Source organism: Citrobacter sp. C13 (assembly GCF_014596815.2).
GTDB lineage: Bacteria > Pseudomonadota > Gammaproteobacteria > Enterobacterales > Enterobacteriaceae > Citrobacter > Citrobacter portucalensis.
Genome location: NZ_CP115024.1, coordinates 3,387,151 through 3,410,290 on the forward strand (window position 1 = coordinate 3,387,151; position 23,140 = coordinate 3,410,290).

The 23,140-nt window shown below is 52.7% G+C and carries 21 protein-coding genes and 7 tRNA genes; 25 read left to right on the top strand and 3 right to left on the bottom strand.

Annotated elements, in window-relative coordinates; genetic code table 11:
* The first annotated feature begins 143 nt into the window (after nt 1–143).
* From asnB to IB222_RS16365, 8 genes are all read left to right on the top strand, one after another.
* A complete protein-coding gene (asnB, locus tag IB222_RS16330; RefSeq protein WP_149384128.1) occupies nt 144–1,808 on the top strand; it encodes an asparagine synthase B in 1,665 nt (554 codons plus the stop codon).
* A 223-nt stretch (nt 1,809–2,031) separates the two neighbouring features.
* Nucleotides 2,032–2,108, top strand: a tRNA-Met gene (locus IB222_RS16335).
* Between the two features lie 8 nt (nt 2,109–2,116).
* Nucleotides 2,117–2,201: transfer RNA gene (locus IB222_RS16340), tRNA-Leu, on the top strand.
* Nucleotides 2,202–2,224: 23 nt separating this feature from the next.
* Nucleotides 2,225–2,299, top strand: a tRNA-Gln gene (locus IB222_RS16345).
* Between the two features lie 37 nt (nt 2,300–2,336).
* Nucleotides 2,337–2,411, top strand: a tRNA-Gln gene (locus IB222_RS16350).
* Between the two features lie 21 nt (nt 2,412–2,432).
* A tRNA-Met gene (locus IB222_RS16355) sits at nt 2,433–2,509 on the top strand.
* Between the two features lie 43 nt (nt 2,510–2,552).
* Nucleotides 2,553–2,627 (top strand) — tRNA-Gln (locus IB222_RS16360).
* Nucleotides 2,628–2,663: 36 nt separating this feature from the next.
* A tRNA-Gln gene (locus IB222_RS16365) sits at nt 2,664–2,738 on the top strand.
* 120 nt (nt 2,739–2,858) lie between these two features.
* Here IB222_RS16365 and ubiF read toward each other — a convergent pair.
* Nucleotides 2,859–4,034 carry a 3-demethoxyubiquinol 3-hydroxylase gene (gene ubiF, locus IB222_RS16370; protein ID WP_149384127.1) on the bottom strand — a complete coding sequence of 392 codons (1,176 nt, stop codon included), beginning with the start codon at nt 4,032–4,034 and terminating at the stop codon, nt 2,859–2,861.
* Between the two features lie 145 nt (nt 4,035–4,179).
* Here ubiF and miaB point away from each other — a divergent pair, with 145 nt between their 5' ends.
* The 10 genes from miaB (at nt 4,180) to rihA (ending at nt 14,612) form a co-directional block, all read left to right on the top strand.
* Nucleotides 4,180–5,610, top strand: coding sequence for a tRNA (N6-isopentenyl adenosine(37)-C2)-methylthiotransferase MiaB (miaB, locus tag IB222_RS16375; RefSeq protein WP_123268358.1), 1,431 nt, complete (start codon nt 4,180–4,182; stop codon nt 5,608–5,610).
* Nucleotides 5,611–5,816: 206 nt separating this feature from the next.
* Nucleotides 5,817–6,863 carry a PhoH family protein gene (locus tag IB222_RS16380; protein WP_003022776.1) on the top strand — a complete coding sequence of 349 codons (1,047 nt, stop codon included), beginning with the start codon at nt 5,817–5,819 and terminating at the stop codon, nt 6,861–6,863.
* Nucleotides 6,860–7,333, top strand: coding sequence for an rRNA maturation RNase YbeY (gene ybeY / locus IB222_RS16385; RefSeq protein ID WP_048214688.1), 474 nt, complete (start codon nt 6,860–6,862; stop codon nt 7,331–7,333). The genes IB222_RS16380 and ybeY overlap by 4 nt, the downstream gene beginning before the upstream one ends.
* Nucleotides 7,334–7,491: 158 nt before the next feature.
* Complete coding sequence (corC, locus tag IB222_RS16390) at nt 7,492–8,370, top strand: CNNM family magnesium/cobalt transport protein CorC (RefSeq protein WP_003022770.1); 879 nt, start codon at nt 7,492–7,494, stop codon at nt 8,368–8,370.
* A gap of 24 nt (nt 8,371–8,394) precedes the next feature.
* A complete protein-coding gene (lnt, locus tag IB222_RS16395) occupies nt 8,395–9,933 on the top strand; it encodes an apolipoprotein N-acyltransferase (RefSeq protein WP_063940705.1) in 1,539 nt (512 codons plus the stop codon).
* 419 nt (nt 9,934–10,352) lie between these two features.
* On the top strand, nt 10,353–11,261 hold the full coding sequence (gene gltI, locus IB222_RS16400) for a glutamate/aspartate ABC transporter substrate-binding protein GltI (protein ID WP_003831318.1): 909 nt from the start codon (nt 10,353–10,355) through the stop codon (nt 11,259–11,261).
* A 159-nt stretch (nt 11,262–11,420) separates the two neighbouring features.
* On the top strand, nt 11,421–12,161 hold the full coding sequence (gene gltJ / locus IB222_RS16405; RefSeq protein ID WP_003831316.1) for a glutamate/aspartate ABC transporter permease GltJ: 741 nt from the start codon (nt 11,421–11,423) through the stop codon (nt 12,159–12,161).
* The gene (gene gltK / locus IB222_RS16410; RefSeq protein ID WP_003831315.1) at nt 12,161–12,835 is read left to right on the top strand and encodes a glutamate/aspartate ABC transporter permease GltK; all 675 of its coding nucleotides are present in this window, start codon (nt 12,161–12,163) and stop codon (nt 12,833–12,835) included. Before gltJ ends, gltK begins: the two co-directional genes overlap by 1 nt.
* On the top strand, nt 12,835–13,560 hold the full coding sequence (gltL, locus tag IB222_RS16415; protein WP_003022754.1) for a glutamate/aspartate ABC transporter ATP-binding protein GltL: 726 nt from the start codon (nt 12,835–12,837) through the stop codon (nt 13,558–13,560). The genes gltK and gltL overlap by 1 nt, the downstream gene beginning before the upstream one ends.
* Before the next feature lie 116 nt (nt 13,561–13,676).
* On the top strand, nt 13,677–14,612 hold the full coding sequence (rihA, locus tag IB222_RS16420) for a pyrimidine-specific ribonucleoside hydrolase RihA (RefSeq protein WP_149384126.1): 936 nt from the start codon (nt 13,677–13,679) through the stop codon (nt 14,610–14,612).
* A 96-nt stretch (nt 14,613–14,708) separates the two neighbouring features.
* Here rihA and IB222_RS16425 read toward each other — a convergent pair whose 3' ends face one another.
* Nucleotides 14,709–15,191, bottom strand: a complete 483-nt coding sequence (locus IB222_RS16425) for a zinc ribbon-containing protein (protein WP_003022748.1) — start codon at nt 15,189–15,191, stop codon at nt 14,709–14,711.
* A 235-nt stretch (nt 15,192–15,426) separates the two neighbouring features.
* On the opposite strand from IB222_RS16425, the gene leuS reads away from it, so the two are divergent.
* From leuS to nadD, 4 genes are read left to right on the top strand one after another with little or no spacing between them, the layout of a single operon-like run.
* Complete coding sequence (leuS, locus tag IB222_RS16430) at nt 15,427–18,009, top strand: leucine--tRNA ligase (protein WP_003831305.1); 2,583 nt, start codon at nt 15,427–15,429, stop codon at nt 18,007–18,009.
* A gap of 14 nt (nt 18,010–18,023) precedes the next feature.
* Nucleotides 18,024–18,623 (top strand): LPS assembly lipoprotein LptE, encoded by a 600-nt coding sequence (lptE, locus tag IB222_RS16435; RefSeq protein WP_149384125.1) that lies wholly within the window; start codon nt 18,024–18,026, stop codon nt 18,621–18,623.
* On the top strand, nt 18,623–19,654 hold the full coding sequence (gene holA / locus IB222_RS16440; RefSeq protein ID WP_126318843.1) for a DNA polymerase III subunit delta: 1,032 nt from the start codon (nt 18,623–18,625) through the stop codon (nt 19,652–19,654). Before lptE ends, holA begins: the two co-directional genes overlap by 1 nt.
* A 1-nt stretch (nt 19,655) precedes the next feature.
* The gene (gene nadD, locus IB222_RS16445; protein WP_122973951.1) at nt 19,656–20,297 is read left to right on the top strand and encodes a nicotinate-nucleotide adenylyltransferase; all 642 of its coding nucleotides are present in this window, start codon (nt 19,656–19,658) and stop codon (nt 20,295–20,297) included.
* On the opposite strand, the gene cobD is transcribed toward nadD, so the two are convergent.
* Complete coding sequence (cobD, locus tag IB222_RS16450) at nt 20,272–21,366, bottom strand: threonine-phosphate decarboxylase CobD (RefSeq protein WP_149384124.1); 1,095 nt, start codon at nt 21,364–21,366, stop codon at nt 20,272–20,274. The two genes, nadD and cobD, sit on opposite strands and share 26 nt — an antisense overlap.
* Before the next feature lie 96 nt (nt 21,367–21,462).
* On the opposite strand from cobD, the gene IB222_RS16455 reads away from it, so the two are divergent.
* From IB222_RS16455 to rlmH, 3 genes are all read left to right on the top strand, one after another.
* Nucleotides 21,463–22,074 (top strand): adenosylcobalamin/alpha-ribazole phosphatase, encoded by a 612-nt coding sequence (locus IB222_RS16455; protein ID WP_063940710.1) that lies wholly within the window; start codon nt 21,463–21,465, stop codon nt 22,072–22,074.
* Between the two features lie 254 nt (nt 22,075–22,328).
* Nucleotides 22,329–22,646 carry a ribosome silencing factor gene (rsfS, locus tag IB222_RS16460; RefSeq protein ID WP_003022728.1) on the top strand — a complete coding sequence of 106 codons (318 nt, stop codon included), beginning with the start codon at nt 22,329–22,331 and terminating at the stop codon, nt 22,644–22,646.
* A gap of 3 nt (nt 22,647–22,649) precedes the next feature.
* A complete protein-coding gene (gene rlmH, locus IB222_RS16465) occupies nt 22,650–23,117 on the top strand; it encodes a 23S rRNA (pseudouridine(1915)-N(3))-methyltransferase RlmH (RefSeq protein ID WP_003022725.1) in 468 nt (155 codons plus the stop codon).
* Nucleotides 23,118–23,140: the final 23 nt, after the last annotated feature.

Genomic DNA, 23,140 nt, shown 5'->3' on the forward strand with positions numbered 1-23,140 from the left:
TAATCTTTTTTCACCAATCCACAATGACTATTGCGTTTTTTATTTTCTGACCCGTAATTCGCTTGCGCCCTCTCCAGCTTTGCGGCATTTTCTTTATCAAGCAAACATAAAAAGCATCACGCAACAGGTTAACGGAGAAGGTTATGTGTTCTATTTTTGGCGTATTCGATATTAAAACTGACGCAGTTGAACTGCGTAAAAAAGCCCTGGAACTGTCTCGTCTGATGCGCCACCGCGGCCCGGACTGGTCAGGTATTTACGCCTGTGATAACGCCATTCTGGCGCACGAACGTCTGTCCATCGTCGACGTCAATGCCGGTGCTCAGCCGCTGTACAACATGAAGAAGACACATATCCTGGCGGTTAACGGTGAAATTTATAACCACCAGACACTGCGTGCTGAATACGGCGATCGCTACCAGTTCCAGACCGGTTCCGACTGCGAAGTTATCCTCGCGCTGTATCAGGAAAAAGGACCCGCTTTCCTCGATGACCTGCAAGGGATGTTCGCTTTTGCCCTGTACGACAGCGAGCAGGACGCCTACCTGATCGGTCGTGATCATATCGGGATCATCCCGCTGTATATGGGTTACGACGAGCACGGTAACTTCTACGTTGCGTCTGAAATGAAAGCACTGGTTCCTGTCTGCCGCACAATCAAAGAATTCCCGGCCGGTAGCTATTTGTGGAGTAAAGACGGTGAAATTCGTCAGTACTACCAGCGCGACTGGTTTGAATACGATGCCGTCAAAGACAACGTTACCGATAAAAACGAGCTGCGCCAGGCGCTGGAAGATGCGGTGAAAAGTCACCTGATGTCAGATGTTCCTTATGGAGTTCTGTTGTCCGGTGGTCTGGATTCATCCGTCATTTCCGCGATCACTAAAAAATACGCGGCACGCCGTGTTGAAGATCAGGAACGTAGCGAAGCCTGGTGGCCACAGCTGCACTCCTTCGCCGTCGGCCTGGAAGGCGCTCCGGATCTGAAAGCTGCGCAAGAGGTGGCGAACCATCTGGGGACCGTGCACCATGAGATCCACTTCACCGTGCAAGAAGGTCTGGATGCGATCCGCGACGTGATTTACCACATCGAAACTTACGATGTCACGACGATTCGCGCCTCGACGCCAATGTACTTAATGTCGCGTAAAATTAAAGCGATGGGCATTAAAATGGTGTTGTCGGGTGAAGGTTCGGACGAGGTGTTTGGCGGCTACCTCTATTTCCACAAAGCGCCAGATGCAAAAGAACTGCACGAAGAAACTGTACGCAAGCTGCAAGCGCTGCATATGTTCGACTGCGCCCGTGCCAACAAAGCCATGTCGGCCTGGGGTGTAGAAGCTCGCGTGCCCTTCCTGGATAAGAAATTCCTTGATGTGGCGATGCGCATCAACCCGCAGGACAAAATGTGCGGCAACGGCAAAATGGAAAAACACGTTCTGCGCGAATGTTTTGAGTCCTACCTGCCGGCAAGCGTCGCATGGCGTCAGAAAGAACAGTTCTCTGACGGTGTCGGTTACAGCTGGATTGACACCCTGAAAGAGGTGGCTGCAGAACAAGTTTCTGACCAACAACTGGAAACTGCCAGCTTCCGTTTCCCGTACAACACGCCATCGTCAAAAGAAGCGTATTTGTACCGTGAGATTTTCGAAGAGTTGTTCCCGGTAGTAAGCGCTGCCGAATGTGTGCCTGGCGGGCCGTCGGTTGCCTGTTCTTCTGCCAAGGCGATCGAATGGGATGAGGCGTTTAAAACCATGAACGATCCGTCTGGCCGTGCCGTTGGCGTACACCAGTCTGCTTATAAATAAGTTAATCCTTAGATAAGAGCCCTGCGGGGCTCTTTTTTTATGTTTGTTTTCTGTGCAAAAAAACAATTAATAACTAATAATTGCCGAATATTGCGTCATGCTGTTCGCAACCTAACCAAACAGTCACATTCCAGCTATTTTCAATGAAAAAGGGGTTGACGCTTCAAGGCTCAATACGCATAATGCGCCCCGCAACGCCGATAAGGTTACGCGAAAAAAAGATGGCTACGTAGCTCAGCTGGTTAGAGCACATCACTCATAATGATGGGGTCACAGGTTCGAATCCCGTCGTAGCCACCATCTTTTTTGCGGGAGTGGCGAAATTGGTAGACGCACCAGATTTAGGTTCTGGCGCCGCAAGGTGTGCGAGTTCAAGTCTCGCCTCCCGCACCATTCACCCGTAAGCGTTGCACGGATGGGGTATCGCCAAGCGGTAAGGCACCGGTTTTTGATACCGGCATTCCCTGGTTCGAATCCAGGTACCCCAGCCATTTTTTCTTCGATATAGCGGTTCACCGCAACGGTCATTGGGGTATCGCCAAGCGGTAAGGCACCGGTTTTTGATACCGGCATTCCCTGGTTCGAATCCAGGTACCCCAGCCATCGAAGAAAATGTTAGTATTTGGCTACGTAGCTCAGCTGGTTAGAGCACATCACTCATAATGATGGGGTCACAGGTTCGAATCCCGTCGTAGCCACCATATTAAGGACGTATCGACTCGTTCGGTAAATCCAAAAAATTGTTGGGGTATCGCCAAGCGGTAAGGCTCTGGTTTCTGATACCAGCATTCCGAGGTTCGAATCCTCGTACCCCAGCCAATTTCAAAAAGTCGTCCACTCTGTGGGTGCACCCGTTGGGGTATCGCCAAGCGGTAAGGCTCTGGTTTCTGATACCAGCATTCCGAGGTTCGAATCCTCGTACCCCAGCCATATTAAAAAAGCTCGCTTCGGCGAGCTTTTTGCTTTTCTGACGCCGGATGACGGCAAGCTTTACCCGGCCTACATGAGCTGTAGGCCTGATAAACGTAGCGCCATCAGGCACCACTCGAGCTACAACCCTAACGCATACTTCAGTGCCTGACGTTTCAGTACGCCAGCGCGCTCTGCGGCCATGAGCCCGAGATTACGCATGATGCGCAGCGGCTGCAGGTTATTGCTAAATCCAGCATAGAACAGATCCATACCGCTTTGCATGATGAAATTGTCAGTCATACGGCGATTCTGATAGCGCTTGAGCACCGGCTGACTGGCCCAGGATTCACCGTAGCTGCGCGCGTTCACCAGCACATCAATCAACGCATCAACATCACGAAAGCCCAGATTGACGCCCTGCCCCGCCAGCGGATGAATGGTATGCGCGGCATCACCTACCAGCGCCAGCCCTGGTTGCACATATTGCAGCGCATGACGACGCGTAAGCGGGAACGCCCCCGCAGCCACTGGCATCACGTTACCGAGTCGCGATGGAAAATGTTTAGCAATCTCCGTCTGCAATTGCGACATATTCAGCGCTTGCAATTGGCGGATGCGAGCCGGTGAGTCGTACCACACCAGCGAGGCCCAGTTATCGAACAGCGGTAAAAACGCGCGCGGGCCGTCAGGCGTAAATTGCTGCCAGGTGCTGTCTCCCGGTGAGTTTTCGCATTGCACGGTTATCAACATACAGGACTGCGCGTACTGCCAGGCATGGATACCAATCCCGGCCATTTTTCGCACCTGAGAGTTGGCACCATCGGCGCCGATAACCAGCTTCGCGCTGATGGTTTCGCCGCCTGCCAGCTCAAGCTCATGTCGATCGTTATGTTGATGCAAAGAAATCAGGGACGCCGGTACGCGCAGCGTGACTTTAGGGTGAGCTTCCAGAGCCTGCCAGAGCGCCTGTTGCAGGACCGTGTTTTCCACCATATAGCCCAACAGAGGCAGCTTAAGCTCGGCGGCATCAAACATCACATGGGCATTTTCCCACTCCCACGTTTCCAGTCGACGATAAGGATGGCTGCGCATCCCCTGCACCGTATCCCAGACGCCCAGCCCTTTTAGCAACGACACCGATGCGGAACTTATGGCAGAAATTCTGACATCAGGCTGTCCGTCAGCCACAAACGGCGCGGGAACGGCATGCTCAATGACCGTTACCGTAAATCCATGCTGCGCCAGTCCAAGCGCCAGCGCGCCGCCGACCATCCCCCCGCCGACAATGGCAATTTCCGTTGGTTGATTTGTCATGGTCAATTATCCAGTTACATGTATTGTGTAAGTTTACAGGATTTTTTACCCCTTGAGGCTGACATCCGTCATACTGGTCACAACCGCGCCAAAGCAGTACACTATGCGCCCTGCATTTCAGCCACAATTTCGCAAGAGCAAGTCGATGACCAAAAAACTCCATATTAAAACCTGGGGCTGTCAGATGAACGAATACGATTCATCGAAGATGGCCGATCTGCTGGATGCCACTCATGGGTATCAACTGACTGACGTGGCGGAAGAAGCGGATGTGCTGCTGCTGAATACCTGCTCAATCCGTGAGAAGGCTCAGGAAAAAGTGTTCCATCAACTGGGCCGCTGGAAACTGTTAAAAGAGAAAAATCCCAAGCTCATCATTGGGGTCGGTGGCTGTGTTGCGTCTCAGGAAGGCGATCATATTCGCCAGCGCGCGCATTACGTCGATATTATTTTTGGGCCGCAAACGCTGCACCGCCTGCCTGAAATGATCAACAAAGTGCGTGGAAGCACGACCCGTAGCCCGGTGGTTGATATCAGTTTTCCGGAGATCGAAAAGTTCGACCGCCTGCCGGAACCGCGTGCTGAAGGTCCAAGCGCGTTTGTGTCCATCATGGAAGGTTGTAATAAATATTGTACTTACTGCGTGGTGCCCTACACCCGCGGTGAGGAAGTCAGCCGTCCGGCGGATGATATTCTGTTTGAAATCGCCCAGCTTGCAGCCCAAGGCGTGCGTGAAGTGAACCTGCTGGGGCAAAACGTGAACGCCTGGCGTGGTGAGAACTACGACGGCACGATCGGATCTTTTGCCGATCTGTTACGTCTGGTCGCAGCGATCGACGGTATTGACCGTATCCGCTTCACCACCAGCCATCCGATCGAATTCACCGATGATATCGTTGAAGTTTATCGCGATACGCCAGAGCTGGTGAGCTTCCTGCATCTGCCGGTACAGAGCGGTTCAGACCGCGTACTGAACCTGATGGGGCGTACCCATACCGCGCTGGAATACAAAGCGATCATCCGCAAACTGCGCGCTGCGCGTCCGGATATCCAGATTAGCTCCGACTTCATCGTTGGCTTCCCGGGTGAGACCACGCAGGATTTCGAGCAGACCATGAAGCTGATTGCTGACGTCAATTTTGACATGAGCTACAGCTTTATTTTCTCTGCGCGTCCTGGCACCCCTGCCGCCGATATGGTTGACGACGTACCGGAAGAAGAGAAGAAACAGCGTCTGTACATTCTACAGGAGCGTATCAACCAGCAAGCTATGGCCTGGAGCCGTCGTATGGTCGGCACGATCCAGCGCATTCTGGTTGAAGGCACATCGCGTAAGAGCATCATGGAACTGTCAGGCCGTACCGAAAATAACCGTGTGGTGAACTTTGAAGGCAACCCGGAAATGGTCGGTAAGTTCGTAGACGTAGAAATTACCGATGTCTGGACTAACTCCCTGCGCGGTAAAGTAGTGCGTACCGAAGATGAAATGGGTCTGCGTATCGCAGAGTCCCCTGAATCGGTCATTGCGCGTACCCGTAAAGAAAACGATCTGGGCGTCGGTATTTATCAGCCTTAATCCTGCTGAAAAACGTAAACAAGGCCCGATGGCGCTATGCTTATCGGGCCAACACTCCCAGGCTCGCTGCTCCAGCGGGCCTTGTAATCAGCCCTGTCATCCCCATATTTATTGCAATGCTTGCGCCTTTCCCCCATGGCGTGAATAATTTCCTTAGATGCCGGTAAATGTTCAGCGTCCGGCGAGACATGCATAAGAGGAACAGTTTGAACATAGACACTCGCGAAATCACCCTTGAACCCGCAGACAACGCCCGCCTGCTGAGCCTTTGCGGCCCATTTGATGACAACATCAAACAGCTGGAACGTCGCCTCGGCATCGAAATTAACCGCCGTGATAACCACTTTAAACTGACCGGTCGCCCAATTTGCGTCACCGCCGCGGCAGATATTTTACGTAGTCTGTACGTCGATACCGCCCCAATGCGCGGTCAGACGCAGGACATCGAGCCTGAACAAATTCATCTGGCGATCAAAGAAGCGCGTGTGCTTGAGCAAAGCGCAGACAGCGTGCCTGAATTTGGCAAAGCGGTGAACATCAAAACCAAGCGCGGAGTAATAAAGCCGCGTACGCCGAACCAGGCACAGTACATTGCGAATATCCTCGACCACGACATCACCTTTGGCGTTGGCCCTGCGGGTACGGGTAAAACGTATCTCGCGGTTGCCGCTGCGGTCGATGCGCTTGAGCGTCAGGAGATCCGTCGTATTCTGCTGACCCGTCCGGCAGTGGAAGCGGGCGAAAAACTGGGATTCCTGCCGGGAGATCTCAGCCAGAAAGTCGATCCGTATTTACGACCACTGTATGACGCGCTGTTCGAAATGCTCGGCTTTGAAAAGGTTGAAAAGCTGATTGAGCGTAACGTCATTGAAGTTGCGCCGCTGGCCTATATGCGCGGTCGTACATTGAACGATGCGTTCATCATTCTTGATGAAAGCCAGAACACTACCATCGAACAGATGAAAATGTTCCTGACCCGTATCGGCTTTAACTCTAAAGCGGTCATCACTGGCGATATCACGCAGATTGACCTGCCGCGTAGCACCAAATCCGGTCTGCGTCATGCCATTGAAGTACTGGCTGAAGTCGACGAAATTAGTTTTAATTTCTTCCATAGCGAAGACGTGGTTCGCCACCCGGTGGTTGCCCGTATCGTCACGGCGTATGAAGCCTGGGAAGAAGCAGAACAGAAACGCAAAGCCGAGCAGGCTGCAGAACGCAAGCGCGAAGCTCAGGAGCAGGAACAAAAATGAGTCAGGTTATCCTCGATTTACAGCTGGCATGTGAAGACGAATCCGGTCTGCCAACAGAAAGTCAGTTTCAGGGCTGGCTGGATGCGGTGATCCCGCAGTTTCAGGAAGAGTCTGAAGTGACGATTCGTCTGGTCGATGACGCGGAAAGCCACGACCTGAACCTGACCTATCGCGGGAAAGACAAATCCACCAACGTGCTCTCTTTCCCGTTTGAGGCTCCGCCGGGCATCGAGATGCCGCTGCTGGGCGATTTGATCATCTGCCGTCAGGTGGTTGAGAAAGAAGCGCAGGAGCAAGGCAAACCGCTTGAGGCCCACTGGGCGCACATGGTGGTGCACGGTAGCCTACATTTACTCGGCTACGACCATATTGAAGACGATGAAGCGGAAGAGATGGAATCCCTCGAAACAGAGATTATGCTTGCTCTGGGCTATGAGGATCCGTACATTGCCGAGAAGATTGCAGAATAGTAGCTTGCCGGATGGCGGCGCTTGCGCCTTATCCGGCCTACATTCATGCCTTTCGTAGGCCTGATAAGCGTAGCGCCATCAGGCAAAACATGCCGTCAACTGCTGAGTATACGCATGACGCGCTTTGTATTAACTAACATGAGAACCCATACGACGCCATGAGCGACGACAATTCACACAGTAGTGACACCTTAAACAGCAAAAAGGGATTTTTTTCCCTGTTACTGAGCCAACTTTTCCACGGTGAACCGAAAAACCGCGACGAACTGTTGGAGCTGATCCGTGATTCCGGGCAAAACGATCTTATCGATGAAGATACGCGCGATATGCTCGAAGGGGTAATGGATATTGCGGACCAACGTGTTCGCGACATCATGATCCCTCGCTCCCAGATGATTACCCTGAAACGCAACCAAACTCTGGACGAATGCCTCGATGTCATTATCGAGTCTGCCCACTCGCGTTTCCCGGTAATTAGCGAAGACAAGGATCACATTGAAGGGATTCTGATGGCCAAAGATCTGCTGCCGTTTATGCGTAGCGATGCCGAAGCCTTCAGCATGGAGAAAGTGTTACGCCAGGCGGTTGTCGTCCCTGAAAGCAAGCGGGTTGACCGCATGCTGAAAGAGTTCCGCTCCCAGCGTTATCATATGGCTATCGTCATCGACGAGTTTGGCGGTGTCTCAGGTCTGGTGACTATTGAGGACATCCTTGAACTGATTGTCGGTGAAATTGAAGATGAGTACGACGAAGAAGACGATATTGATTTCCGTCAGCTCAGTCGCCACACCTGGACTATTCGCGCGCTGGCGCCAATTGAAGACTTCAACGAAGCTTTCGGCACGCATTTCAGCGATGAAGAAGTGGATACCATTGGCGGGTTGGTCATGCAGGCCTTCGGTCATCTGCCCGCGCGTGGAGAGACCATCGACATTGATGGTTACCAGTTCAAAGTGGCAATGGCCGACAGCCGTCGTATTATTCAGGTTCATGTCAGAATTCCGGACGACTCACCCCAGCCCAAACTGGACGAATAAACCCGAAACTGGATCTAAGACTACATGGCATTTGCCCCTTTAATTGAACGCCAGCGCATTCGCCTGCTGCTGGCGTTATTATTCGGTGCCTGCGGGACACTGGCTTTCTCACCGTATGACATCTGGCCCGCTGCGATTGTTTCGCTGATGGGTCTGCAGGCTCTCACCTTCAACCGTCGTCCGCTCCAGTCTGCCGCTATCGGCTACTTCTGGGGACTGGGACTGTTTGGCTCAGGCATCAACTGGGTTTACGTCAGTATCGCGCAGTTTGGCGGTATGCCGGGCCCCGTTAACGTCTTCCTCGTGGTTCTGCTTGCTGCTTACCTTTCCCTCTACACCGGCCTGTTTGCCGGCGTTTTGGCGCGTCTGTGGCCGAAAACTACCTGGACACGCGTAGCGATTGCCGCGCCGGTAGTCTGGCAAATCACTGAATTTCTACGCGGCTGGGTACTGACCGGTTTTCCGTGGCTGCAGTTCGGCTACAGCCAGATCGACGGTCCGTTAAAAGGGCTGGCGCCGGTAATGGGCGTTGAGGCGATTAACTTCCTGCTGATGATGGTTAGTGGCCTGCTGGCACTTGCGCTGGTAACCCGTAACTGGAAGCCGCTGGCTGCCGCCGCAGTTCTTTTCGCTCTGCCCTTTCCGCTACGTTATATTCAGTGGTACACGCTGGAGCCGGAAAAAACCACCCAGGTCTCGATGGTGCAGGGTGACATCCCGCAGTCGCTCAAATGGGATGAAGGCCAGTTACTCAACACCCTGAAGATTTATCTCGACGCCACCCAGCCTGAGATGGGCAAATCACAGCTCATCATCTGGCCAGAATCCGCTATTCCTGACCTGGAAATTAACCAGCAGCGTTTTCTGAGTATGATGGATGACCTGCTGAAATCGAAAAACAGCACGCTGATTACCGGTATTGTAGACGCGCGTCTGAACAAGCAGAATCGTTACGACACTTACAACACCATCATCACACTGGGTAAAGACAGCCCATACAGCTACGACTCCAGCAACCGCTACAACAAAAACCATCTGGTACCGTTTGGCGAGTTTGTCCCGCTGGAATCTATCCTGCGCCCGCTAGCGCCATTCTTTGACCTGCCAATGTCTTCGTTCAGCCGCGGTCCTTATGTACAGCCACAGCTGCATGCACACGGGTTTAAGCTGACCGCTGCCATCTGCTACGAAATCATTCTTGGCGAACAGGTACGGGATAACTTCCGCCCGGATACGGACTACCTGCTGACTATCTCCAACGATGCATGGTTTGGTAAATCTATTGGCCCGTGGCAGCACTTCCAGATGGCGCGTATGCGTTCCCTGGAGCTGGCGCGACCTCTGCTGCGTAGCACCAACAACGGTATTACGGCGGTGATTGGTCCGCAGGGCGAAGTGCAGGCGATGATCCCGCAGTTTACCCGCCAGGTGCTGACCACCAGCGTGACACCAACGACGGGCTTAACCCCTTATGCCCGTACCGGAAACTGGCCGCTCTGGCTGCTAACCGCGCTGTTTGGCTTTGGCGCAGTGGTAATGAGTCTGCGCCAGCGTCGCAAATAAACCAGTACCCCATCAAATGTAGGCCGGATAAGGCGGTACGCCGCCATCCGGCAGTTGTGCCGCATCGTGCCTGATGGCGCTACGCTTATCAGGCCTACTCCCCCCTTCCTCTCTTCCAATGCCCATTCTGGCACGTCTATTGCTTTGTTCTACAAGGCAAACGCTGTTTTGGCTGAATGTGCAACCTGGTCGCACCAAAGTTGAGCGCCGGTAGCACCTGAAAAGTGCAACAAGATATTTTTGCCCCCAAATGGTGCGGCGCACTTCGCAAAAATAAACAATAACACAGCAAATTCTTTACATTCATCCAAACTAAATGTTAACAAACACACACAAGACTGCACGTTTTAGTAGCAAACAATAACAACATCACAATGGGTATCAATGCGTCCCTGGCGCAGACGATAAAGGAGTTGGATATGCAATTACGTAAGCTCGCCACTGCCATGCTGGTCATGGGAATGTCCGCCGGTCTGGCGCACGCAGAAGACGCAGCACCAGCGGCAGGCAGCACGCTGGATAAGATCGCCAAAAATGGCGTAATCGTTGTCGGCCACCGTGAATCATCAGTACCGTTTTCTTACTACGATAATCAGCAAAAAGTGGTCGGTTATTCACAGGATTACTCCAACGCGATCGTTGACGCCGTGAAGAAAAAGCTGAACAAGCCTGATCTGCAGGTGAAACTGATCCCGATTACTTCTCAAAACCGTATCCCGCTGCTGCAAAACGGCACCTTCGATTTTGAATGTGGATCCACCACCAACAACGTCGAGCGCCAAAAACAAGCGGCTTTCTCTGACACCATTTTCGTTGTCGGCACCCGTCTGCTGGCGAAAAAAGGCGGCGACGTTAAAGATTTCGCCGATCTGAAAGGTAAAGCCGTAGTCGTGACTTCGGGTACCACCTCCGAAGTTCTGCTGCACAAGCTGAATGAAGAACAAAAAATGGATATGCGCATCATCAGCGCGAAAGACCACGGTGACTCTTTCCGTACTCTGGAAAGCGGTCGCGCCGTTGCCTTTATGATGGATGACGCCCTGCTGGCTGGCGAGCGCGCGAAAGCGAAGAAACCAGACAACTGGGAGATCGTCGGCAAGCCACAGTCTCAGGAAGCCTACGGCTGTATGTTGCGCAAAGATGATCCTGAGTTCAAAAAGCTGATGGACGACACTATCGCCAAGGCGCAAACCTCAGGCGAAGCTGAGAAATGGTTTGATAAGTGGTTTAAAAATCCAATTCCACCGAAGAACCTGAACATGAATTTCGAACTGTCAGACGAGATGAAAGCTCTGTTCAAAGAACCAAATGATAAAGCGCTTAACTAACTAAAATAAATGGGAGGCTTCCCCTCCCTCTCGATTGTTACTCGGCACGGACAGACTATAAGCCTGATGGTCGTTCCCCATCAGGCCTGAAAACCGCAAAACGCCGAATAACAATCTTCGAGGGTAGCGCTGCTACCCTTTTTTTTCTGGAGTAGATTTATGTCTATAGACTGGAACTGGGGTATTTTTTTACAACAAGCCCCGTTCGGCAACACCACCTATCTCGGCTGGCTCTGGAGTGGTTTCCAGGTCACTGTCGCGTTATCCATCACCGCCTGGATTATCGCTTTCCTCATAGGCTCTTTATTCGGCATCTTACGTACCGTTCCAAATCGTTTCCTTTCTGGGATCGGCACACTGTACGTTGAGCTGTTTCGTAACGTTCCGCTCATCGTCCAGTTTTTTACCTGGTATCTGGTTATTCCGGAACTGCTGCCGGAAAACATTGGGATGTGGTTCAAGGCTGAGTTGGATCCCAACATCCAGTTCTTCCTCTCATCGATGCTTTGTCTGGGGCTGTTTACCGCCGCGCGCGTCTGCGAACAGGTTCGCGCCGCAATTCAGTCTCTGCCTCGTGGGCAGAAAAACGCCGCACTGGCGATGGGGCTAACGTTGCCGCAGGCCTACCGCTATGTTCTGTTGCCAAACGCCTACCGCGTGATTGTTCCGCCAATGACCTCAGAGATGATGAACCTGGTGAAGAACTCCGCTATCGCCTCCACCATCGGCCTGGTCGATATGGCGGCACAGGCGGGCAAACTGCTGGATTACTCCGCCCACGCATGGGAATCGTTTACCGCTATCACTCTGGCTTACGTCCTGATTAACGCCGTCATCATGCTGGTGATGAATCTCGTTGAACGTAAAATCCGCCTGCCTGGCAATTTGGGAGGCAAATAATGTACGAATTTGACTGGAGTTCTATCATCCCTTCCCTGCCGTATCTGCTGGATGGGTTAATCATCACGCTGAAAATCACCGTTACGGCGGTAGTCATTGGTATTGTCTGGGGAACCATCCTTGCAGTAATGCGTCTGTCCAGCTTCGCGCCGATTGCCTGGTTTGCGAAAGGCTACGTCAACGTATTTCGTTCTATTCCGCTGGTCATGGTGCTGCTGTGGTTCTACCTGATTGTGCCCGGCTTCCTGCAAAACGTACTGGGTCTGTCGCCAAAAACCGATATTCGCCTGATCTCAGCAATGGTCGCGTTTTCGATGTTTGAAGCCGCGTACTATTCCGAGATTATCCGTGCCGGTATCCAGAGTATTTCTCGTGGGCAATCCAGCGCCGCGCTGGCTCTGGGGATGACCCACTGGCAGTCGATGAAGCTCATTATTCTGCCGCAGGCATTCCGCGCGATGGTACCGCTGCTGCTAACCCAGGGCATCGTACTCTTCCAGGATACCTCGCTGGTCTATGTATTAAGTCTGGCAGACTTCTTCCGTACCGCCTCTACCATTGGCGAGCGTGACGGCACACAGGTTGAAATGATCCTGTTTGCTGGCGCCGTTTATTTTGTATTCAGTCTGAGCGCATCGTTGTTGGTCAGCTATTTGAAGAAAAGGACAGTTTAATGATTACCCTGAAAAATGTTTCTAAATGGTATGGTCACTTTCAGGTGCTGACCGACTGCTCCACGGAAGTGAAAAAAGGTGAAGTGGTGGTGGTCTGCGGCCCGTCAGGTTCAGGTAAATCAACGCTTATCAAAACGGTGAACGGGCTGGAGCCGGTACAACAGGGCGTCATCACCGTTGATGGTACCGTGGTGAATGATAAAAAAACCGATCTGGCCAAACTGCGCTCTCGCGTTGGTATGGTGTTCCAGCACTTTGAACTGTTCCCTCACCTGTCGATCATTGAGAACCTGACTCTGGCGCAGGTAAAAGTGCTCAAGCGCGATAAAAAGCCGGCCCGCGACAAAGCGCAAAAGTTACTGGAACGCGTTGGTCTGTCAGCACATGCCGAAAAGTTTCCAGCTCAGCTCTCAGGGGGCCAGCAACAGCGTGTCGCTATCGCCCGGGCGCTGTGCATGGATCCTATCGCCATGCTGTTTGACGAGCCGACGTCGGCGCTTGATCCTGAAATGATCAACGAAGTACTGGACGTTATGGTTGAACTGGCCAATGAAGGGATGACCATGATGGTGGTAACCCACGAAATGGGCTTTGCGCGTAAAGTGGCGAACCGGGTGATCTTCATGGATGAAGGGAAAATTGTTGAAGACTCACCGAAAGAAGAGTTCTTCGCTAATCCGAAATCGGACCGCGCCAAAGACTTCCTCGCGAAAATACTGCACTAATCTTGCTGGCGCGCACCTCCATGTGCGCGCCACCTCACGCTTTATCTCTTCGCCTCTCGAAACACATACAGCCCAGCGTTAACCTTGTCACAAAGTCCCACTTACAAGGAGCAACAATGGCACTCCCTATCCTGTTTGATTGCGATCCGGGTCATGACGACGCTATCGCAATTGTTCTCGCCCTCGCCTCACCAGAACTGGATGTGAAAGCGATAACCTCATCAGCCGGTAACCAGACACCAGACAAAACACTGCGTAACGTGTTGCGCATGTTAACGTTGCTCAACCGTACGGATATACCAGTAGCTGGTGGCGCAGTGAAACCACTAATGCGCGATCTGATTATCGCCGATAACGTTCACGGCGAGAGTGGGCTGGATGGCCCGGCGCTGCCGGAACCCGCTTTTGCGCCACAAGACTGTACCGCCGTGGAACTGATGGCGAAAACCCTGCGTGAAAGCCCGGAACCGATGACGATTGTCTCCACCGGGCCGCAAACTAACGTCGCATTGCTCCTGAATAGCCATCCTGAGCTGCACGCCAAAATCGCCCGTATCGTGATTATGGGTGGTGCGATGGGCCTCGGAAACTGGACGCCCGCCGCCGAGTTCAACATCTTCGTGGATCCCGAAGCCGCCGAAATCGTATTCCAGTCGGGTATTCCGGTGGTAATGGCAGGGCTTGACGTCACGCATAAAGCGCAAATACATCGGGAAGATACCGAACGATTCCGCGCTATCAGCAATCCTATTTCGACGATCGTGGCTGAACTACTCGACTTCTTCTTTGAGTATCACAAAGATGAAAAATGGGGATTCATCGGCGCACCGCTGCATGACCCATGCACCATTGCCTGGCTACTGAAACCTGAACTGTTTACCACCATTGAACGCTGGGTTGGCGTGGAAACTCAGGGTAAATATACCCAAGGAATGACCGTGGTGGATTACTACTTCCTGAGCGGCAATAAGCCAAACGCCACCGTAATGGTAGACGTGGATCGTCAAGGGTTTGTCGATTTGCTGGCAGAACGGCTGAAGTTTTACGCCTAATACACGCCGGATGGCGCTAACGCTTATCCGGCCTACAAAATCGTGCAATTTGTAGGCCGGATAAGACGCTTTGCGTCGCCATCCGGCAATAAGCGATCACGGCTCAAACGGTCGGCGCTGGAACTGATCGTGTCCGCATTTTGGACACAGCGGCAGCACATCCGGGGTGTAAACCGCTAAATGGAAGTGGCACTTCTCGCAGACCAGATTACCTAATCCGACCACCTCACCGCTGTGATAAACCCCGTGATGACTGAGATCCTGGAACACTTCTCGCCATTCGAGCTGCGTTTTATCGGTAATATCGGCCAGTTCCTGCCAGATACTCTCCTTGATAACCCGCATAAAGACGCTGTCTGTCTCCTCATCGAGACTTTCTTCATAGCTCAGAGCAAACTCTTCCAGGTCACGTCTGACGGCCCGGGTGAGCTCTTCCACCTCGGTTCGCGTTAACTCCCCGGTCTGCATAACTCGTTGACGCGCTTGCTCCACCAACGCATCAATATCGCGTTCGCCATTACGCAGACGTTCGCTCAGTGAAGCCACCAGTTCACGGTAATATTGAGCAACCTTGTTCATCGCTTCGCCTCCTGGGTCGTTAACTGTCTATAATAATAGACGTTATTTACGCTACGCTTTGCAAGACTGTCCACAGAGTGTGTAAATTCGTGCAAGAATTATCCTTGCGGGAATTCAACGCTGAATGCGCGAAAGGCTGTTTTGGCGCGGGCGTTTGGGCTATGCTATGCGGATCTGAAACACCACATCTAGAGCTACGTTTGTAGCTGTATTGAAAACAGGACCACTGGCTGCCATGCAAGAGCAATACCGCCCGGAAGAGATAGAATCCAAAGTACAGCTTCACTGGGATGAGAAGCGCACATTTGAAGTTACCGAAGACGAGAGCAAAGAGAAGTATTACTGCCTGTCTATGCTTCCCTATCCTTCTGGTCGACTACACATGGGCCACGTACGTAACTACACCATCGGTGACGTGATCGCCCGCTACCAGCGCATGCTGGGCAAAAACGTACTGCAGCCAATTGGCTGGGATGCGTTCGGTCTGCCTGCAGAAGGCGCTGCGGTTAAAAACAATACCGCGCCAGCACCATGGACGTACGACAACATCGCATACATGAAAAACCAGCTCAAAATGCTGGGTTTCGGTTACGACTGGAGCCGTGAGCTGGCGACCTGCACCCCAGAATACTACCGTTGGGAACAGAAATTTTTCACCGAGCTGTACAAAAAAGGCCTGGTGTATAAGAAAACGTCTGCGGTCAACTGGTGCCCGAACGACCAGACCGTACTGGCGAACGAACAGGTTATCGACGGCTGCTGCTGGCGTTGCGATACCAAAGTCGAGCGTAAAGAGATCCCACAGTGGTTCATCAAAATCACCGCTTACGCTGACGAACTGCTGCGTGACCTGGATAACCTGGATCACTGGCCTGACACCGTGAAAACGATGCAGCGCAACTGGATTGGCCGTTCTGAAGGCGTGGAAATCACCTTCGATGTGAACGGTTACGACAACACGCTAACCGTTTACACCACCCGCCCGGACACCTTTATGGGTGCGACCTATCTGGCCGTTGCCGCAGGTCACCCGCTGGCGCAGAAAGCTGCTGCAAATAATCCAGAACTGGCCGCCTTCATTGACGAATGCCGCAACACCAAGGTTGCTGAAGCCGAAATGGCAACCATGGAGAAGAAAGGCGTCGACACGGGCTTTAAAGCCGTTCACCCGCTGACTGGCGAAGAAATCCCCGTTTGGGCGGCAAACTTCGTCCTGATGGAATACGGTACGGGCGCAGTCATGGCCGTTCCGGGCCACGATCAGCGCGATTACGAGTTTGCGACAAAATATGGCCTGACCATCAAGCCAGTAATTCTGACCGCTGAAGGCGCAGAGCCGGATCTGTCCGAACAAGCTCTGACCGAAAAAGGCGTGCTGTTTAACTCCGGCGAGTTTGACGGCCTCGGCTTCGAAGCTGCCTTCAACGCCATTGCTGACAAGCTGGTAGCGAAAGGCGTGGGTGAACGTAAAGTGAACTACCGTCTGCGTGACTGGGGTGTTTCCCGTCAGCGTTACTGGGGGGCGCCAATTCCGATGGTGACGTTGGAAGACGGTACCGTACTGCCGACGCCAGAAGATCAGTTGCCGGTTATTCTGCCGGAAGACGTGGTTATGGACGGCATAACCAGCCCAATAAAAGCCGATCCGGAGTGGGCAAAAACCACCGTTAACGGCATGCCTGCGCTGCGCGAAACCGACACCTTCGATACCTTTATGGAATCCTCCTGGTACTACGCGCGCTATACCTGCCCGCAGTACAACGAAGGGATGCTGGATCCAGAAGCCGCAAACTACTGGCTGCCAGTTGATATCTACATTGGTGGTATTGAACACGCCATCATGCACCTGCTCTACTTCCGCTTCTTCCACAAGCTGATGCGCGATGCGGGCATGGTCAACTCTGACGAACCGGCCAAACAGCTGCTGTGCCAGGGTATGGTGCTGGCTGATGCGTTCTATTACGTTGGTGCAAACGGCGAGCGTAACTGGGTTTCTCCGGTTGATGCCATCGTTGAGCGCGACGAAAAAGGTCGTATCGTCAAAGCTCAGGACGCAGAAGGCCATGAACTGGTCTATACCGGCATGAGCAAAATGTCCAAGTCGAAAAATAACGGTATCGACCCGCAGGTCATGGTTGAACGTTACGGCGCTGACACGGTACGTCTGTTCATGATGTTCGCTTCTCCGGCTGATATGACGCTGGAATGGCAAGAATCCGGCGTTGAAGGGGCGAACCGCTTCCTGAAACGTGTATGGAAGCTGGTTTACGAACATACTTCCAAAGGCGATGTTGCTGCCCTGAACGTTGATGCGTTGAGCGAAGACCAAAAAGCGCTGCGTCGCGACGTACATAAAACCATTGCTAAAGTTACCGATGATATCGGTCGTCGTCAGACCTTTAACACCGCAATTGCGGCGATTATGGAGCTGATGAACAAGCTGGCGAAAGCACCGCAGGAAGACGAACAAGACAGAGCCCTGATGCAGGAAGCGTTACTGGCCGTCGTTCGCATGCTGAACCCGTTCACCCCACACGTTTGTTTCACGATGTGGGAAGCACTGAAAGGCGAAGGCGATATCGACAACGCACCGTGGCCGGTGGCGGACGAAGCCGCAATGGTTGAAGACTCGACGCTGGTTGTGGTTCAGGTGAACGGTAAGGTCCGTGGCAAAATTACCGTTCCGGTAAATGCGACAGAAGAACAGGTTCGTGAACGTGCTGGCCAGGAGCATCTGGTGGCAAAATATCTTGATGGCGTTACCGTACGTAAAGTGATTTATGTACCGGGTAAACTCCTCAATCTGGTCGTTGGCTAAGCGCGGGAGGAAGCGTGCGACTTCTGACAACATTGTTGTTATCTCTGGCGGTGCTTGTCACCGCCGGATGTGGATGGCATCTGCGTAATACTACGCAGGTCCCACCCTCAATGAAAACCATGATTCTGGACTCTGGGGATCCAAACGGCCCATTAAGCCGCGCGGTTCGTAATCAGCTGCGTCTGAACGACGTTACGCTGCTAGAGGACGGCTCAATGCGTAAAGATGTGACGTCCTTACGTCTGGGCGCGGTCAGCATATCGCAAGATACGGCGTCGGTATTCCAGAACGGTCAAACGGCTGAATACCAGATGGTGATGTTCGTGAGTGCTACTGTGCTGATTCCAGGTCATGATATTTATCCAATCAGTGCCAAAGTTTATCGTTCGTTCTTTGACAACCCACAGGCTGCACTGGCGAAGGATAACGAGCAAGAGATGATCGTTAAAGAGATGTATGACAAAGCGGCTGAACAGTTAATTCGTAAGCTGCCAAGCGTACATCTGGCCGATACTCTGTCATCCAATGCTGATGATGATGCTAAGCCAGCGGCGACAAAAGCCGCAGAGCCTGCGTCATCTCCGGCGCGTGTTTCCACCACGCTGGGTAACTGATGCTCAAGTTGTACCCTGAACAACTCCGCGCACAGCTCAATGAAGGGCTGCGCGCGGCGTATTTGCTCTTAGGTAACGATCCTCTCTTATTGCAGGAAAGCCAGGACGCTATCCGTCAGGCAGCAGCAACGCAAGGATTCGAAGAACACCACGCTTTCACCCTGGACAATAGCACCGACTGGGGAGAGATTTTTTCACTCTGCCAGGCGATGAGCCTGTTTGCCAGCCGTCAAACCCTACTTTTGCAGTTACCTGAAAATGGCCCCAATGCCGCCATTAACGAACAGCTCGCTTCACTCGTCACACTGCTACATGACGACCTGCTGCTGATTGTTCGCGGCAACAAACTGACTAAAGCGCAGGAAAACGCCGCATGGTATACCGGACTTGCCAATAATGCGGTGCAGGTAAGCTGCCAGACGCCGGAGCAAGCACAGCTTCCTCGTTGGGTCGCTGCCAGGGCGAAGCTTAACAATCTACAACTGGATGACGCAGCCAATCAGCTGTTGTGCTATTGCTATGAAGGTAATCTGTTAGCGCTGGCGCAAGCGCTGGAACGGCTAGCGTTGCTTTGGCCTGATGGCAAACTAACGCTGCCTCGCGTGGAGAAAGCCGTTAACGATGCCGCGCACTTTACCCCGTTCCATTGGGTGGATGCGCTGCTGATGGGCAAAAGCAAACGCGCGCTGCACATTCTGCAACAGTTACGTCTGGAAGGCAGTGAGCCGGTTATTTTGCTACGTACGATACAGCGCGAATTACTGCTGTTGGTCAACTTAAAACGGCAGTCAGCCCATACGCCTTTGCGCTCGTTGTTTGATAAACACCGGGTGTGGCAAAATCGCCGGGGTATGATGGGAGACGCGCTAAACCGGCTGAATCCTGCGCAGTTGCGTCAGGCGGTAACGTTGTTAACGCGTACGGAAATTACGCTTAAACAAGACTATGGTCAGTCAGTGTGGGCGGAACTTGAGGGGCTTTCCCTTTTGCTCTGCCATAAATCGCTGGCCGATGTTTTTATTGATGGTTGATATGAAATCATTGCAGGCTCTGTTCGGTGGCACCTTTGATCCGGTGCATTATGGTCATCTTAAACCAGTTGAAATTCTGGCGAATCTGATTGGCCTTTCCCGGGTCATTATCATGCCCAATAACGTGCCGCCGCATCGTGCGCAACCCGAAGCGTCCGGCGAACAACGTCAACGCATGGTTGAACTGGCCATTGCCGATAAGCCGCTGTTCTCCCTTGATGAACGCGAACTGAAACGCGATACCGCCTCCTACACCGCGCAAACGCTCAAAGAGTGGCGCGAGGAGCAAGGACCGGAAGTACCGTTAGCGTTTATTATTGGCCAGGACTCACTGCTTACCTTTCCGTCCTGGCATGACTACGACACGATTCTGGGTAACACCCACCTCATTGTCTGCCGACGTCCGGGCTATCCGCTCGAAATGGCGCAGGAAAAGCACCAGCAGTGGCTGGAGGATCATCTGACCCATTCGCCAGATGACCTGCACAACTTGCCTTGCGGGAAAATTTATCTGGCTGAAACGCCGTGGTTTAACATCTCCGCCACGCTCATCCGTGAGCGTCTGGAAAAAGGCGAGCCGTGCGACGACCTGATGCCAGCTGCAGTGCTTGACTATATCAATCAGCAAGGGTTGTACCGCTAAGCACCTTGCGTAAAGCCGCCAACAGGCGGTTATTCTCTTCCTGGCTGCGAACGGCTACCCGATAATAGCGCGCATCCAGCCCCGGATAATTAGCACAACTGCGAATCAAGACATGTTGCTCCAGCATTGCGCGTTGCAGATCAAAATCCGCCCGCTCGGAGCGCAATAAGCGATAATTTGCCCTGCCAGGATACACCGTCAGGCCGGGCAGTTCTTTCAACTGCCGATCAAACCTCGCACCCTCTTGCTCCAGCCACTTCCACGTTGCCTGCTGATATGCGCTGTCGTGTAAAATAATCTCGCCTGCCAGTGCAGCAAATGCGTTAATTGACCACGGCATTTGTCGACGGCGCATCTGTGCAACAGCCTGTTCATTACTGTTGACCAGATACCCCAACCGGAGCCCCGGTATCGCATAGAACTTGGTGAGAGAGCGCAGCACCCAAATATGCGGGTTATCACGAAGCAGCGGAATAAACCCCGGCTCCCCGGCAATAAAATCGATAAACGCTTCATCAAGGATCAGATTGATCCCAAGCAACTCACAACGCGCGGCTATTTCGCGCAGCAGGCGGTTATCTGGCAGCAAGCCAGTGGGATTGTTGGGCGTACAGAGAAACAGGCAGTCCAGCTCTGAGGTTAACGCATCGATGATTGCATCAGTAAGCTGCCAACCATCGTCTTCGCGTAGCGCAAACTCATGGATCGTACAGTCTTCCCATTGCAGCGCCCGACGATATTCAGCAAACCCGGGCGTCACGATCATCGCATGGCGTGGTTTAAGACCTTGCACCAAAGTGAAAATCGACTCAGTCTCGCCGTTTCCGGCAAGTATCCATGAGGCAGGAATCTGATGATGCTCCGCCAGCGCCGCATGCAGTTTAGCGTAATCAACATCCGGGTAATGCTCCGCGCAGTCCAGGTTGTCGACGATCGCGCGTTTTAAACTTGCCGGCATACCCAGCGGATTAATATTCGCGCTAAAATCCAACAATTGCTCAGGCGAGATGCCCAACAGTTCGGCGGCTTCTCGGGTATTGCCACCATGCGCGCTCTTCAATAAAGACATCGTGCCGCTCCACGCAAAAAAAGGTATTTTAGTGAAAAATCTCTGCGCAATCAGGGCAAACATCATGTTTTGTGCGAATAACCTCAAGAGGAAAAAATGAGACTCTGGTTAGTACGTCATGGAGAAACTGAAGCCAATGTCGCTGGTTTATACAGCGGCCACGCCCCCACACCGCTAACGGGACGGGGTATCGCTCAGGCGCAAACACTGGGTACGCTGTTACGCCATGTGCCTGTCGACAACGTTCTGTGCAGCGAGTTGGAACGTGCCCGCCATACAACGCAGTTGATCTTAGGCGATCGCGAGGTTCCTGTGCGCAACATGCCTGAGCTCAATGAGATGTTTTTTGGTGACTGGGAAATGCGCCATCATCGCGATCTGGCGCGAGAAGACGCCGAAAACTACGCCGTGTGGTGTAACGACTGGCAGAATGCGACGCCAACCAATGGTGAAGGTTTTCAGGCGTTTTCCCAGCGCGTGGAACGCTTTATTGCTCAGCTCGCTGATTACAAAACGAGCCAAAACCTGCTGGTGGTGAGTCATCAGGGTGTTCTGAGCGTGTTGATCGCCCGTCTGCTGTCCATGCCGGCTGCAGCAATGTGGCATTTTCGCGTCGAACAAGGTTGCTGGAGCGCAATTGATTTTTGCGACGATTTTGCGGTTCTTAAAGTGCTCAACAGCCGGGCAGTATGGCACGACGGGGAGTGAACGCACTGTTTTTTCTGCCGAAGGGCTTCTCTCCCATTGACACCCCATGACAGGCTGTTATTCTCCGCAACCTGACTTTTCCCGCCCTTCAGAGCTTTGCAGAAATTGTTTTACAAAAATGGCGATGCATTCTGCGGCGTGGGGTGGGATGATAGCGCACTTCAAAAGCGCTTTCGGAGACATTTGTCCCGATATCGCCTCTGGTTCAGGTATACTAACAGACGTTTTTAACTCTTTTCACCCAGGGGGAACACTTGCAGGGTAAAGCACTTCAGGATTTTGTAATCGACAAAATTGATGACCTGAAAGGTCAAGACATCATCGCCTTAGACGTTCAGGGCAAATCCAGCATCACTGATTGCATGATTATCTGCACCGGCACGTCCAGCCGTCATGTAATGTCTATCGCAGACCACGTTGTTCAGGAGTCCCGCACAGCTGGCCTGCTGCCGCTCGGCGTAGAAGGCGAGAACGTTGCAGACTGGATCGTCGTTGACCTCGGTGATGTGATTGTCCACGTGATGCAGGAAGAAAGCCGTCGCCTGTATGAACTGGAAAAACTCTGGAGTTAATGCGTGAAGCTGCAACTTGTCGCTGTGGGTACGAAAATGCCTGACTGGGTGCAAACCGGGTTTACGGAGTATCTCCGTCGGTTTCCGAAAGATATGCCCTTTGAGCTGATCGAAATCCCGGCAGGAAAACGCGGCAAGAACGCGGATATTAAACGCATTCTCGACAAAGAGGGTGAGCAGATGCTGGCTGCCGCAGGCAAAAACCGCATCGTCACCCTTGATATCCCTGGTAAACCCTGGGACACGCCGCAACTGGCGACTGAACTGGAACGCTGGAAACTGGACGGTCGTGACGTCAGTCTGTTGATTGGCGGGCCGGAAGGTCTCTCTCCTGCCTGTAAGGCGGCAGCGGAACAAAGCTGGTCACTCTCTGCGTTAACCCTTCCTCACCCTCTTGTTCGGGTTCTGGTCGCGGAGAGTCTGTACAGGGCGTGGAGCATCACCACCAACCATCCTTATCACCGTGAGTGATCATTGATTCTTGAGTAGATTAA

What these genes read in the sequence shown, in the direction of transcription:
- ybeY (WP_048214688.1), top strand. Translation starts at nt 6,860, where the DNA reads ATGAGTCAGGTTATCCTCGATTTACAGCTGGCATGTGAAGACGAATCC.
- IB222_RS16455 (WP_063940710.1), top strand. Translation starts at nt 21,463, where the DNA reads ATGAGACTCTGGTTAGTACGTCATGGAGAAACTGAAGCCAATGTCGCT.
- gltJ (WP_003831316.1), top strand. Translation starts at nt 11,421, where the DNA reads ATGTCTATAGACTGGAACTGGGGTATTTTTTTACAACAAGCCCCGTTC.
- ubiF (WP_149384127.1), bottom strand. Translation starts at nt 4,034, where the DNA reads ATGACAAATCAACCAACGGAAATTGCCATTGTCGGCGGGGGGATGGTC.
- asnB (WP_149384128.1), top strand. Translation starts at nt 144, where the DNA reads ATGTGTTCTATTTTTGGCGTATTCGATATTAAAACTGACGCAGTTGAA.
- gltI (WP_003831318.1), top strand. Translation starts at nt 10,353, where the DNA reads ATGCAATTACGTAAGCTCGCCACTGCCATGCTGGTCATGGGAATGTCC.
- leuS (WP_003831305.1), top strand. Translation starts at nt 15,427, where the DNA reads ATGCAAGAGCAATACCGCCCGGAAGAGATAGAATCCAAAGTACAGCTT.
- rihA (WP_149384126.1), top strand. Translation starts at nt 13,677, where the DNA reads ATGGCACTCCCTATCCTGTTTGATTGCGATCCGGGTCATGACGACGCT.
- cobD (WP_149384124.1), bottom strand. Translation starts at nt 21,366, where the DNA reads ATGTCTTTATTGAAGAGCGCGCATGGTGGCAATACCCGAGAAGCCGCC.
- miaB (WP_123268358.1), top strand. Translation starts at nt 4,180, where the DNA reads ATGACCAAAAAACTCCATATTAAAACCTGGGGCTGTCAGATGAACGAA.
- IB222_RS16425 (WP_003022748.1), bottom strand. Translation starts at nt 15,191, where the DNA reads ATGAACAAGGTTGCTCAATATTACCGTGAACTGGTGGCTTCACTGAGC.
- lnt (WP_063940705.1), top strand. Translation starts at nt 8,395, where the DNA reads ATGGCATTTGCCCCTTTAATTGAACGCCAGCGCATTCGCCTGCTGCTG.
- corC (WP_003022770.1), top strand. Translation starts at nt 7,492, where the DNA reads ATGAGCGACGACAATTCACACAGTAGTGACACCTTAAACAGCAAAAAG.
- holA (WP_126318843.1), top strand. Translation starts at nt 18,623, where the DNA reads ATGCTCAAGTTGTACCCTGAACAACTCCGCGCACAGCTCAATGAAGGG.
- gltK (WP_003831315.1), top strand. Translation starts at nt 12,161, where the DNA reads ATGTACGAATTTGACTGGAGTTCTATCATCCCTTCCCTGCCGTATCTG.
- gltL (WP_003022754.1), top strand. Translation starts at nt 12,835, where the DNA reads ATGATTACCCTGAAAAATGTTTCTAAATGGTATGGTCACTTTCAGGTG.
- nadD (WP_122973951.1), top strand. Translation starts at nt 19,656, where the DNA reads ATGAAATCATTGCAGGCTCTGTTCGGTGGCACCTTTGATCCGGTGCAT.